At 29.9% G+C, this 14,021-nt stretch carries 11 protein-coding genes, 1 pseudogene and 2 riboswitches; all 12 genes and pseudogenes read right to left on the reverse strand.

What is annotated here, in order from left to right:
* Positions 1–66: 66 nt before the first annotated feature.
* Positions 67–591, reverse strand: coding sequence for a hypothetical protein (locus tag KQI38_RS01325; RefSeq protein ID WP_216554544.1), 525 nt, complete (start codon positions 589–591; stop codon positions 67–69).
* Between the two features lie 366 nt (positions 592–957).
* Positions 958–2,148, reverse strand: coding sequence for an aspartate kinase (locus tag KQI38_RS01330; RefSeq protein WP_216554546.1), 1,191 nt, complete (start codon positions 2,146–2,148; stop codon positions 958–960).
* Between the two features lie 16 nt (positions 2,149–2,164).
* The gene (locus tag KQI38_RS01335) at positions 2,165–3,394 is read right to left on the reverse strand and encodes a homoserine dehydrogenase (RefSeq protein WP_216554548.1); all 1,230 of its coding nucleotides are present in this window, start codon (positions 3,392–3,394) and stop codon (positions 2,165–2,167) included.
* The gene (locus KQI38_RS01340) at positions 3,394–4,284 is read right to left on the reverse strand and encodes a homoserine O-succinyltransferase (protein ID WP_216554550.1); all 891 of its coding nucleotides are present in this window, start codon (positions 4,282–4,284) and stop codon (positions 3,394–3,396) included. The genes KQI38_RS01335 and KQI38_RS01340 overlap by 1 nt, the downstream gene beginning before the upstream one ends.
* Positions 4,285–4,510: 226 nt before the next feature.
* A riboswitch (SAM riboswitch) is annotated at positions 4,511–4,620 on the reverse strand.
* 66 nt (positions 4,621–4,686) lie between these two features.
* A riboswitch (SAM riboswitch) is annotated at positions 4,687–4,776 on the reverse strand.
* Between the two features lie 75 nt (positions 4,777–4,851).
* Complete coding sequence (locus KQI38_RS01345) at positions 4,852–6,066, reverse strand: RtcB family protein (RefSeq protein WP_216554553.1); 1,215 nt, start codon at positions 6,064–6,066, stop codon at positions 4,852–4,854.
* A 28-nt stretch (positions 6,067–6,094) separates the two neighbouring features.
* The gene (locus tag KQI38_RS01350; protein ID WP_216554555.1) at positions 6,095–7,678 is read right to left on the reverse strand and encodes a sensor domain-containing diguanylate cyclase; all 1,584 of its coding nucleotides are present in this window, start codon (positions 7,676–7,678) and stop codon (positions 6,095–6,097) included.
* Between the two features lie 141 nt (positions 7,679–7,819).
* Positions 7,820–7,942, reverse strand: a complete 123-nt coding sequence (locus tag KQI38_RS22205; RefSeq protein ID WP_276515532.1) for a hypothetical protein — start codon at positions 7,940–7,942, stop codon at positions 7,820–7,822.
* A 54-nt stretch (positions 7,943–7,996) separates the two neighbouring features.
* Positions 7,997–8,422: pseudogene (locus tag KQI38_RS01355) on the reverse strand (GNAT family N-acetyltransferase); the annotation flags it as partial.
* A gap of 24 nt (positions 8,423–8,446) precedes the next feature.
* Positions 8,447–8,608 (reverse strand): GNAT family N-acetyltransferase, encoded by a 162-nt coding sequence (locus KQI38_RS01360; RefSeq protein ID WP_216554558.1) that lies wholly within the window; start codon positions 8,606–8,608, stop codon positions 8,447–8,449.
* Positions 8,609–8,640: 32 nt separating this feature from the next.
* Positions 8,641–9,192, reverse strand: coding sequence for a GNAT family N-acetyltransferase (locus tag KQI38_RS01365; protein WP_216554560.1), 552 nt, complete (start codon positions 9,190–9,192; stop codon positions 8,641–8,643).
* 692 nt (positions 9,193–9,884) lie between these two features.
* On the reverse strand, positions 9,885–11,702 hold the full coding sequence (locus KQI38_RS01370; RefSeq protein WP_216554562.1) for an ABC transporter ATP-binding protein: 1,818 nt from the start codon (positions 11,700–11,702) through the stop codon (positions 9,885–9,887).
* The gene (locus KQI38_RS01375) at positions 11,695–13,500 is read right to left on the reverse strand and encodes an ABC transporter ATP-binding protein (RefSeq protein ID WP_216554564.1); all 1,806 of its coding nucleotides are present in this window, start codon (positions 13,498–13,500) and stop codon (positions 11,695–11,697) included. Before KQI38_RS01375 ends, KQI38_RS01370 begins: the two co-directional genes overlap by 8 nt.
* Positions 13,501–14,021: the final 521 nt, after the last annotated feature.

Raw genomic sequence — 14,021 nt, forward strand, 5'->3', positions numbered from 1 at the left:
TTGTAACCACCAGTTTCTCCCTCCATGTATTCTTTAACTAATTTTAACTTAAACTCAAATGAATATTTAGACATGATAATACCCCCTGAATCCGTGTCCGGATTTAGGGGGTAACATCAAATTTGATATTGCTTGTTCATATAATCTTCCTTCATCGTCATAATAATAGCTAATTGTCTTATAAAACCCTTCTTTATATTTAGTCTCTTTCTTAATCAATTGTCCATTACTATATTCAAAAACAGTGGCTCCAAGGAAATTTCCCTCTCCATCTTTTTCAATAGTCTTTATTAGTTTATTCTCCTCATCATATATGTTTTCATACAAATACACAACAACATCATCTATATCTGTAAAATGTCTATTAAGTCTTTTTTCAATCAAATTGAATTTTTCGTCATATATATTTTGATAAATAATTTCACCATCTACCTTGCCCATACGTTTAGTCTTTTCTCTAACCATATCTTCCTTGCAATTATATTCTATTTCTTCGATTCCATAGTATATTGTTTCTTCAATATAGTCATTGAAATTATATTGGTAGGATGTTCTTTTCAAAAATGTTTCATTTAAGCTGTTATCATTCATTATATCCCCTCCTTTTTATCTAAAAAGATATATAAGGCCCTCTTATTCAGAACATCATTAAATCTTTAAATAATTCAACAGTTCTGCAAAAGAGGGCTAAAATATAAACTCTATCACTATTATCTTAAAATAAGAATTTTTTATATCCTTTTCTTTAGCTTATATAAAGTATTATTATCTAAACAACTGACCCCTATAGAAGACCATAAAAGCAATAGCATCAGGGTATCCTATTGTTTTTATTTTCTGAATGTATGATACAATTATAACAATCACAAGTTTTCTTTACAATTGATTTATTTCCCTATATTTCGACATACTATAGGGTCGAGGAAATATATGAAAATTTCTAGTGATATTAAATAATTATAAATTAAAAGTCTGTGCTATTCTATTAATTAAATCCTTTATCTCTCCGCCCTCGAAAAAATATGATAAACTTAATTCCGATGTACATAACTTCTTGTATTTTATACTGGTTTCTTTTATCATATCAAATATCTGTGATGTGATCTTGGCTTGGTTTATTCTTCCAGATCCGACTATAGATATCCTCGTAGTATCATTAACTTCCACCTCTATAAATCTGTCTACATTAGTTACTATCTCCTTTCTTATGGTGGAAAATAATCTCATGTATTCTTTAGAGCAAGTAAAAGTAATATTTAAATCTTCATTTATTGAATTATTTTCTGTCATTCCAATATCCAAATTATATCTACCTAATATCTTAAATACATTTGATAATTTATCTATTTTATTAGGAATATTCTTTATTTTTACTTCTATTTGGCTATCGTCCACTACTAGTGATAGAACTTTTAATTCCTCCATCTTATCACTCCCTATCATTGTTCCAATTTCATCTTTGAAACTATTTCCAATATATATAGGCACTTCAAACTTTTTGCCCAATGCTAATGCTCTTTTGTCAATTACCTTAGCACCTAATCTAGCCATCTCCAAGACAATATCATAATCTATCTTTGGTATTCTAAGGGCATTTTCATATACTCTGGGATCAATAGAATATATGCCATCTACATCTGTATATATTTCACAAGGACAATTGAATTTAGCTGCTAATGCTACAGCAGTGGTGTCTGAGCCCCCTCTTCCTAATGTTGTGATATCTCCATTTTCATTAATTCCTTGAAAGCCTGCTATAACTACTACATTTCCTTCTTCTAAATATTTTTTTATTAAATCGTCCTCAATGCCTGCTATACTTGCCCTAGTATAGTTTCCTACAGTATTTATTCTACCTTGAACTCCTGTTAATGAAACAGCTTTGCATCCTAAATTATTTAATGCAATGGAAAGTAAAGCTATTGATTGTTGCTCTCCTGTTGACAATAAAACATCCAACTCTCTATCCAATGGATTCAAAGTTATTTCTTTAGCCAACTCAATAAGTCTATTTGTACTCTTTCCCATAGCTGAAACTACAACTATAATGTCCTTAGTAGATTTCTTTCTTTCAATTATCTTTTTAGAAACTTGAATAATCTTTTCAGTGGTTTCTACTGAACTACCACCATATTTCTGAACAATCATGAAATCACGTCCTTTTTTACACTTCTAGCCTTGCCACAAAATAATTCTTAGAATCTATCATAAATATATCAATTAATTTTTCTAATTTCTTTTTTGATATCAATTTAGTGGTAAATGCAATGCTATCCTTCTTTTCAATCATATCTTCTATAATTTCATTATCAATTATATATTTTTCTATTTTAACCTTGGTATCCTCCTTCACATTAATTCTCATATAATATTTGCCTCGATATAATTGATTAATGTTATTTAACTCACTATTTTCTAAAGAACAATTTCTTTGATAGGTATTGGACGTAATATCTATTAAATCACTTAATACTGCATTAGCTGTAGGAAATCTTCCAGCACCTTCTCCAAAGAATCTTAATTCTCCTACATTATCTCCTATAAAAGAAACCAAATTATTTGCATCATCAACTTTACTAAAATAAGAATTTTGGCTCATTATAACTGGCTCCACAGAAGCATAATACTTATTATCATTTACAATTGCTGTACCTAATAACTTAACTGTACAACTCATTGATTTTATATTCTTTATATCACTAAAGTTTATACTATTAATTCCATAACATGAAATATCTTCTTCACCTATCTTGTCTTTAAATGCAATAGTAGATAAAATCCTAAGTTTTCTTCTAGTATCATAACCTTCAATATCATCAGTAGGATTTGCCTCTGCATACCCTAACCTTTGACTTGTTTCTAATGCTTCCTGGAAATCCAAGTTTTCTGATATCATCTTTGTCAGTATATAATTAGATGTTCCATTTAATATGCCTCTTATTTCTTGTATTTGGTTTATATTTACCTGCTCTTTTAATGGTTTTATAATAGGGATGCCACCACCTACACTAGCTTCGTATAAAAAAGATTTATTCTTTGCTTTCGCTAAATTTGTTAACTCTTCCAGATGTTTTGCAACCACAGCTTTATTAGCTGTTATTACATCCTTCCCTTTATTTAATGCTTCTTTTATATAATAATATGGGTTATCTAAACCTCCCAAAACTTCAATAATTATATCAATATTATCATCTTCAATTATTTCGTAAATATCGGTGGTTAGTTTCTCTTTATCTATTTCAATATCTCTCTTCTTATCTATATCCTTTACCAAAATCTTAGATATGCTAATTTCTTGTTTTATTAGCTTCTCTAGATACTTCTTTCTTTCTTCTAGTATCTGTACAATACCTATTCCCACTGTTCCCAATCCTAATAAGCCAATATTCAACATTAATTTTCCCCCTCCTTTTGTATTAAATAATATCTTATCCAGTTATCTACTAAAATTTGCGAATAGCCGCTCCATGTATTTTCAGGTATTAGAGTAAAATCATCATTAGGAAAATAATTCTTAGGTAAATCTGGTGATAATCCTTTATCTCTATCTCTTCTATATTCATTGTATAAAGTATACCTATCATACTCTGGATGGCCTGTAATATATATCTGTTTCCCTTTTCTTCCAGCTACTATGTATATCCCAGCATCATTTGATTTTGATAAAACTTCTAATTCTTCTATATCTTTTATATCTTCTTCTTTAATCTCAAAATACCTAGAATGCGGAGAAAGTATCTTTTCTCCACATCTCTCAAATAGTGGGGAGTTTATATTTACAATCTCATGGCTGAATATCCCTGCTACCTTTTTATCTGTTGTATGCCTAGGTATCTTATAATTGTGATATAATCCTGCTACTGCTGCCCAACATAGATAGATAGTAGACTTAATATACTCATTAGAATAATCTATTATAGCTTTCAACTCTTTCCAGTAGGATATCTCATTAAAATCTACAAATTCCAAAGGGGTGCCAGTTATTATCATTCCATCATAATTTATATTTTTTATTTCACCTAATGTTTTATAAACTTTCTCTAGATAACTTAGATTTGTATTCTTAGACCTATATGTTTCTGTATATAAAAAATCTACCTGTATATCTATAAAGCTGTTTCCTAGTAATTTTAACAGTTGAAACTCCGTATCTAATTTATTTGGCATTAAATTTAATACTAATACTTTTGGCAAATCTTCAGATTTACTTTTAGAATTAATATCTATATTTTCCTTTCTAAGTAAATCTATGGCTGAAATATTTATATCAATTACTAATCCCATGTCTTACCCTCCTAATCCTATTTCAAAAGCTTTTATTATATCTCCAATATTCTCAGAACTAAATATCCCTCCTCATGCATGTAAGTTCTAAACTCTCCCCTGACAGTTGTTAACATGGAAATCACTAATTCTAGTTTTTTTCATTTTCTAATCCTCCTTTTTATAATTAAAAAATCCCTTTCTAAGATAAGAAGGGATTTATAATGCAAAAAGATATAGATTCCGCCTCTTATCTCTCAGTTTTCACCGCAGGAATTAGCACATTTTTTAAACTATATAGCTTAAAATTGTTGCTGGGTTTCATCGGGCCAGTCCCTCCACCTCTCTAGATAAGAAAATATTAAGTTGTAATTAAAAAACCTTCTTAGCTAATGCTAAGAAGGTCGATTTTCTATGAAATCTCTCTTATCGCCATTAGCAGAACCACCTTGCCAAATGGCAGGTTGGCGTAGGGTCATAGAGCTAATTCTCTACCCTAACTCTTGATAAGCAATACTATTAAATTGTTAAAATGATATTAACACAGAGGATTAAATATGTCAATGAAAAAATATCTTTTATTAATTCTTATGCTTTGAAATTATAAATTGGCTTTATTATGTCAATGACCTCAGCAGTTTCAGTAATATTATTTAATATTTCTTCAATCGCTTTATATGCAAATGGTGATTCATCTAAAGTATGTTCACTTATGGATGTAGAATAAATTCCTTCCATACTCTTTTTAAACTCATCTAAAGTGACAGCCTCCTTTGCAACATTTCTGCTCATAAGCCTTCCTGCTCCATGAGGAGCTGAATAATTCCATTCAGGATTACCCTTTCCAATGGCGATTATGGAACCATCTCTCATATTTATAGGAATTAGAACTTTTTCACCTTTATAGGCTGCTATGGCACCCTTCCTAATGATATTATCCTTGAAATTAATATAGTTATGAATAGTCTCAAAATAGTTAAATTCACTTAGCTCTTTTCCAAGTAAGTTTTTAAGAATAATATCTGACATTACTTCACGATTTAAACTTGCATATTCTTGACATATCCTCATATCATTTAAATACTTTTCTCTATGCTCCCCAGTTAAATAGCACAAAGCCTTGGGATATTTAGGCTGAAGTTCTGCATAGTCCTTTTCTAACTCTTCAAGAACCTTCTTTATTTCTTTTCTTCTGCCTTCTGCTTTATAGCGAGCAATTATTTCTTCTCTTTTAATAAAATAATCACCCTTGCCGCTACATAAATCTATTGCTAGTCTTTGATATATCTCTGCCACTTGCTTACCTAGGTTTCTGCTGCCTGAATGGATTACTAAATATTTATTGTTGTTGCTATCTACTCCGATTTCAATAAAGTGATTGCCACCCCCGAGAGTTCCTATACTTCTTTCAATTCTTTTAGTATCCTTCAAATCTCTAAGGCAATACAAATCCTTTAATTTATCAAATTTAAACTTTCTTTCATTATGTGTAGATTTTCCAGAAGGAATCTTTTTGTTTATTATATCATCTAACCTTGGTAAGTCTATGTCTATATCTCTAAGTTCTACAGTAAGCATTCCACATCCTATATCAACTCCAACAATATTGGGTATCACCTTATCCCCCATATCAGCTGTAAATCCAATTACACAACCCATACCTTGATGAACATCTGGCATTATTCGAACCTTTGAATCCTGGATGAAATCTTGATTTAACAAATCAAGTATTTGCTCCTTTGCTCCGTCTTCAAGATTATCAGTAAATATCTTGGCAATATTATATCTTCCTTGTAATTCCATTTAGTCACATCCTTCTTTAATCATATTATCATATATCAAGTGTGGCTCTATTCTTTCCTTCTTTCTTAGATTTATATAAGGCCATATCTGCTCTTTTAACTACAGATGAAAAATCTTCATCATCTTTATTAAAATAAGAAGCACCTATTGAGATAGTTATATGGTATTTTTCGCCTTGGTCCTCATACTCAAAATTTTCTATATCTCTTAAAATCTTATCTGTAAATGAATCTAAATGTTCTTCTTTCAGCCCTTCACAAATAAGAAGGAATTCTTCTCCTCCCCATCTACAAAGAAAATCTGTTTTTCTTGTAGATTTATTTATGATTTCTACAAGATTTCTTAAAACTCTATCCCCTACATCATGTCCGTAACTATCGTTTATTTTTTTGAAATCATCTATATCAAAGATAACAACGGCAAAAACATTATTATATCTTTTAAATAAATAAAATGTTTCTTGCAGCTTTTTTGTGGCAGCTCTCCTATTAAAAGCCTTAGTGAGTTCATCTATATTTAATTTTTCTCTTAATTCTTTATTAGAATTTTGATAATACCAATGTTCTAAAATTAATACTATTAAAATTCCTATAAGGATCAATCCAAGTGATAAAACTCCTACTAATGCAGTCATTTTAGAAATAGCTTTATCACCATCCTCAGAAATTTCATCTATATAAGGTTGAATGTCATCAAAATAAACACCCATTGCAATAATCCAATTATATTCTTTATATAACTTTGCATAAGTTAATTTTTCAGCAACTTCGTCACGTGTTTTCTTTTTAAAAAAATAGGTAAAATATATTTCCCCATTTTCTTTAATTCCGTTGAGTTCTGTTAGGTAAGGATAATTACCTTCAATATCTTGAGTCTTTGTAGATAAATACGTACCTTCTGTGTCTTTTAAGTTTGGATGGATGAGGCGAATGGCATAATTGTCTCCACCATCATAATTCACAATCTCATTAATCCAAATATAAGCATCATTTTCAAAGCTATCACTATGTATTCGTTTCTTTATAGATTCTGTAGTTGCATGTTTTATGTAATCTTTAGTAACTCCATAAAAAATATAATATTTTCCATAATCATCTTCATTATACGTTATAGCCTTTTTCTTTAAATCATCAATATAATCATAGACATCTCTTGTATCCTCCATATGGCCTATATTATTCTGGTATAAAATTTTATCTGTAGATCTATCTAATATAAATATATCGAAAGCCTCTTTGATAGTTCCTGTATCAAAGTAGTCAATGACTTTCTCTAAAAAATCTTCTTTTTCTGATCTATAATATTCTTCTATAACTTTAGTAGCTCTATTTATACGATTTCTATTTACTTCCATTATCTCAACTTGTGTTTGCTCAATATTATTTATCATATTATTGACTGAATCCCTAAGAAAATCCTTCTTTATATCTATAATGCGATCTTTAGTATATTGGGCATATAATACTTTTACATCCTTAAATGTAGATATGTAAGAATAATTCAAAATAACCAGTAAAGAAGCTATGGAAAAGATAAGTAAAAAAATATATAGTTTTCTTACTCTCTCCAGGCTATCAATTCTGTCAATCAATTTATGTATCCGCTTTTTCAATTGGACCATCCTTTCGGCTCACTAATTACCTTCCTATTTATAATTTCATTGTATCATAACTGTTATAATAGTTGTAACTCGTTATATAAAATTATTCGAATATTAAAGAAATGCTCCAGCCTATAAAGACTGGAGCATTCTCTAGCTAATGTTTAAAGCTACTAATCTACCTTCTTCAAATCTTATTATATCATCATAATATTTAGTAAAATCTTCGTTCACTTTATGAGTAATAAATAAGACTGTAAGATCATCTCTTTTCAATAAATATTCTTCTATTTTTCTTTAAAGTTTATTATTTAAGAAAAGCTAATCTGATTAATATTCTTTATTCTTATTTCTCCATTCACTTTTACTAAGTTTATAATAGTGGAATTCTTCATTTTCAATCTCAATACTACTTATATAGCTAAATCCACATTTTTGAATTACTCTATTTGAAGGTATATTATGTGTTAGCGCTATTGCGTTTAGCACCTCAATATTAGTATTTTCAAATAAACACCTTATTAATCCTTGTGCCGCCTGAGTTGTATATCCCTTAGATCTATAATTCTTTGAAATAGCATAGGCTATCTCTCTATTGGGTGGTGGCAATTCATCTTTTAAACCTGTACAACACCACCCAATAAACTCATTCGTTTCCTTTAATATGATACCTAAAAATAGTAACTGGTTCTGAATATTAGGAACAGTTTCTAAAAATTCTTTATTACTTTTTATATGAAAATCTATTAACCATTCCTTACGCTGTTCCTTTGTTGATTTTCAATCAGGTAAATAATCTGTTATTTCAGGCTGTAATGTAAGATCATATAACTCATCCAAATCCTCTAATCTAAATTCTCTTAATACTATATCCTTACAATCTATTGTAAAGACATTTTTTGAGCTTATCTCTTCATAACTCGTAATTTTACTTTTAGACATAATTATTACTCCTCCCTTATTATTAAATACACCTACTTTTTAATCTTTAAATATTCCTCTTTTGTAAGAGAATAATAGGGTTCTCCATTGTAAAAATCAAACTCTTCAGGTAGACCACTAACAAAGTACTGAAATTTAAATCCAAGCTTTTGTATTACTCTATTTGAGGCCATATTTTCTGGTTTTGCTAAGGCAATAATTTTTTGAAGCCCTATTGTATTAAAACAATAGTGAATCAATGCAGTCATGGCTTCAGTAGCATATCCATGTCCCCAGTAATCTTGCCCAATCAAATAATATATCTCCTTCTCTGGATAGAAGCAATCCAGAATTCCAACTCCACACCAACCAATAAATTTACCTGTCTCTTTTAAAAAGATTGCAAAAGAATATTTAAAATCTCCCTCAAAACCAGTTTCATAAGAATTAATCAACCATTTAAATAAACCTCTATATTCTTCAAAAGACATAACTTCCATATCCATATATTTGAACAGCTGTTTATTTTGCGTTAATTCAAAAGATTCTAATAAGTCCTTCTCGATATACGGTCTAATTACTAATCTACTTGTTTCAATTCTCATTTTTTTATCACATTAAGACTCCTTTTTATTGTTTTTTGTTCTTCTCTTCTTTAAAAATATATTGGCATAAACTCACCTCCTACAAAAAATTAAAAGGCTGTAATGAAATTAGATTTCATTTACAACCTTAGTAGAATTATTGTTATTTTATATATGCAAAATAGATAGACAAATGTCTATTTATTACATAAAAATGCCATACGTTAAGTATGGCATTTAATAACATAACAAATATAGAAATATGCAAATTAAAAGATCATAATAAAAAATTAGTATTCTTTTAACAACATAAATTTATAAAAGGTATAAACGCAAAAACTATTTCTTAACATTGATTGTCTTAAAAATGCATTGTCCGTGAATTCAGAATTGAAAAATTTCAAAATAAATAGAATAACTTAATCAAAAATATTTCACCTATTAAACACAAGAACTTAAAAAATGTAATATTAAATGTCCACATTTTAAAAATGAATTTTATAGTGTAAATATTTACCACAAATATATGATGATCTAGTTTTGCAAATCGTACCACTTACAATGAGGGTGATTATAATAGAGTCTGTAATCAAGGCTTCCATCATGTCTTTTTAGTGAATGGTGATGATGAAATGATTCATAATCCCAGAAGATCATTGCCAATGGCAACTGGCAATCTATCTTTATATTAATTTTCCATTAATAAAAACATACTACAATATTGTATTAGCTGTAGCATAAGATTGTGCTTGTGATTCCCACATATTTTTATATAACAGACAACTTAAAAGCAATTTTTCATGGCTTCCTACCCCTACAATTCTCCCTTCTTTCATAACAACAATTTTGTCAGCAAATTTAACTGAACCTAATCGATGAGTTATTATCACGGCTGTTTTATTCCTTGCGATTTTTGCAAAACGTTCATATATTTTCGTCTCTTCTACAGGGTCAATTGCAGCAGTAGGCTCATCTAATATTATTAATTCGTGGTCTCTATAAACACCTCTAGCAATTGCTACTTTCTGCCATTCCCCACCTGACAAATCTACACCGTCAAACTCTCTAGATAGCATAGTCTCATATCCATTTGGAAAAATATCAGTATCTAACCGAAGTCCAGATTGCACAACAGCCACATCTATATCTTGTTGTGTTTTTGACTCAGATTCCATATCACTGATTGTAATATTATCTGATAACTCAAGCTGATACCTCTGGAAATTCTGAAATACACCTGTGATTCCTGTAAACAATACTCTTGGTGTAATCTCCTTTGTTGATTTATTGTTATGCGTAACTCTTCCATTTTGCGGCAGATACAATCCAGTAATCAAACGAATCAATGTAGATTTGCCAGCTCCATTTTCTCCTACTACAGCAATTGTTTCTCCTCTATGAATTGTTAAATTCACATTTTCCACTGCATTTATATCGGAACAAGGATAAGAGAAACTAACATTTTCTAAACTAATCTCTCCATGAAAACTTTCCTCCTGTACCTTTTCGCATCCTTCTCTTTCTTCAAGCTCTAGAAATCTTAAATAGTTTTGTACTTTTCCAAAATTATTTGCATAATATCCTAGACGTCCACATATAACTTGTTCCATCATATTAAACATACTTTCAATAGAAGCAAAAACTGCAGCAAAAGCACCTACAGATATCTCGTTATTCATCAATGCATCAACAAGCATCCATAAAATACCCATATATCCTATAAGTGTAGCCAACTTAGTACTAAGCTCTATCAAATTAACCTTCATATCCGCCTTCCACTTCAAGTGGTTAATCTGTACCAATGTTTGTTTTAACAATTCCATAAAATACGGACATGCACCTAAGATACGTGTTTCCTTTACATACTTCCTACCCGACAGACAATTTTCATAATATTCACCTTTTCTTCTAAGGGGCGCCGATTTATCTTCCAGTTTTGAAAACACCTTTACACGTATGAACTGTGTAAACATAACAGGTAAAAAAACTACAAGTAACGATACTACTAACACCGGTTTTAATAAAAATAGATATGTGCCCATGAAAAGAAAATATGGGAAATAAAATAACATTACATCCATAATTGTATTTATAAGATTTATAGCAAAGTCTATTCCAGAATAAGATTTATTAATATGATCTAAAATTTCATTATTTTCAAAGCAAATGGGGTCTAGTTTGTTCATTTTCAAATTTACAGTGCTAGTAAGTTGTCCTCGTACTTTAGGATCATAAGTCTCAGCTATAAAATTAGCAAGTCCATTTGTAATTTGTTCAAATACTTTTATTGAAAACAGAAATAGCAGTGCAAAAATAGCACTTTTTATTGTACCTTTATCATTTGATAAATCAGCTACCTTATCAAATAATACCTGCATCCCAAATGTTGATGCTGCAATGGACACTCCATTAAAAGCAAAGAGTATATAGTTAAACGTAACTAGCCTAGGTGAAACGGATACGATCTGAGGAAAAACTTTTCTAAACATAGTCCATATTGTTATATTCTTTTGTACATGCTCCTTATTCATCATACCAACTCCTTTGTGCCTTAAACATATTAGAATAGATACCGTTTTTTTGAAGTAATTCATCATGGCTACCACATTCAGCAACAACCCCGTCATCTACTACCAATATTTGATCAGCAATTCTTGCAGCACCTAGTCTATGAGTAATTAGAATTGTTGATTTTCCTTTACTTACTTTTCTAAATAATTCGTATACTTTACTTTCACTAATTGGATCAAGTGATGCAGTAGGCTCGTCAAGAATATGTATAGGCGCCTTACTTATCAGATTTCTGGCGATAGCAACCCTTTGCCATTGACCTCCAGATAAATCTATTCCATCTTTCATTAATTTGCCTAACGGTGTATCAATACCTTTTGGCATCTTTTTAATAGATTCCGTCATATCCATACTGTCCAGAGCATTTTCCACTAAAGTTTTTTGTTCATCAATCTTATGATTTTCTCCACAATTACCTAAAATCACATTATCCTTAATCGTCACGTAATACTTTGCAAAATCCTGAAATACCACAGAGAAATATGCTTTTAACTGTTCTTGTGTAAAGTTTCTTAAATCTTTCCCATTAATTAGTATCTTACCCTCATAATTATCATATAGCCCTGTAAGTAACTTTGTTATAGTCGTTTTGCCAGCACCATTTTTCCCAACAAAGGCATACGCTTTACCTTTCTCTAACCTCATAGAAAGACCATTTAGAATCTTTCTATCCGTTCCTGGATAAGTGAAATGTACATTAATAAATTCTAAGCTCTCATAAGGCATTTCCTGTATAGATATATCCGGAAGTTCATCTGAACCTTGAGTTTCTTCAAGCCTTGAAAACAAGGAGAAATCTATTAAATACATTTTATTTTTAGAATATTCCTTCATTGCAAAAGATAACTCCCATGACATCTTTTGCACAAGATTAAAAGCAGCAGTAACTAAACTTATATATAAGCCAACTGTGATTACTCTATTTCCTGCAGGTACAATCAATACTAATGCAATTACCATTGATAAAAATGTTGTTATGATACTTGCTGTTTTCGTTCTAATAAATATCTTTTTATCAGCCTCGTATTCAATTTTACGTGCGATTTCATACCTATCAAACCAGACTTTATTTATAGCCTTCGTATACCCAAATAAAGCGCGTTCTTCAATATTTTCTCTAGACGAAAGAACCTCTTTTAAATAATCTGCCCTTCTTCTATACTTTTCTGCATCTGTAAATGCCTCATAATCAACTTTACCACTCTTAAATGCCAGTGCGAATAATGGAACTGAAATTCCTACAATGGCGATAGATACCCACCATACATGTGCAGCAATTAATAATAGAATACTTGTGATTTCTACTATATACTCCATGATATTTAGGATATTATTCAATCCTTTTATCATTTGCTCAGAAGGACCCTTGCCTATTCTTGTAATTAATTCCCATGTCTCATTATTTTCAATATGCTTATATGCTAAACGACTCCTTTTTTTTACTACAGCTAGTCGCATCACTTCGTTCATTCGTAAATCGAGTCTTAAGTTCACAAATGCTAACAATATTGAGGAAATCCAAGAAAATCCAATAAGTCCCATAATTGCAAATAAAGGCGAATAAATTCTAATTACTCTACCATTTGAAAAAATATCAATGGCTGTATCTACAAATGAAGTTGTTGCCAACACCAGAAGACTAGGAATAGCAGCAACAAAAAATCGTAATAACACCATGCATATCACAGGCATAGGTGCAATTTTTAAAGGTATTCGAATATAATCAATTACCTTGTATTTTCTATTTTCAATTATCATACATCTTCCCCCACAGTTTAGCTATATTTATCGTTTATATTGTTAAATAAATCCAACTAAATCATATAATGTTTTTACCATAAATTTAAAATATCACAGAAATACAACTTCATCAAATCGATTATATATTTTAAAAAGCCCTGATTACCATCCTACCTTTTATTTAAAAGTAACAGCTCTCAAGGAGATATTTACTAAATCGTTATTGATAAAAAATATGTATACAAACTAGAAATTTAATTCTTTATATATCCAATATTATTTTATTAAAAACACCTAATTTGAAATTAGGTGTTTTTAAATAAAATAATATTACTTAATTTTTTTATTGCTATCTTTATTTACCTCTGCATGGTGCACACCCTCTATTAGGAGGTTCACCAAAAGTCGTTATTTCAGCAACAACTGGTTTAGTGTAGTTCATTATTTTTCACCTCTTTTCAAATTACTTATTATATATAAACTTGAATACCGCTTTAAAATGATATGTTTAACTTTTAAAAAAGCTATCATTATAAAAC

It is taken from the genome of Tissierella carlieri, assembly GCF_018917285.1.
GTDB classification, from domain to species: domain Bacteria; phylum Bacillota; class Clostridia; order Tissierellales; family Tissierellaceae; genus Tissierella; species Tissierella carlieri.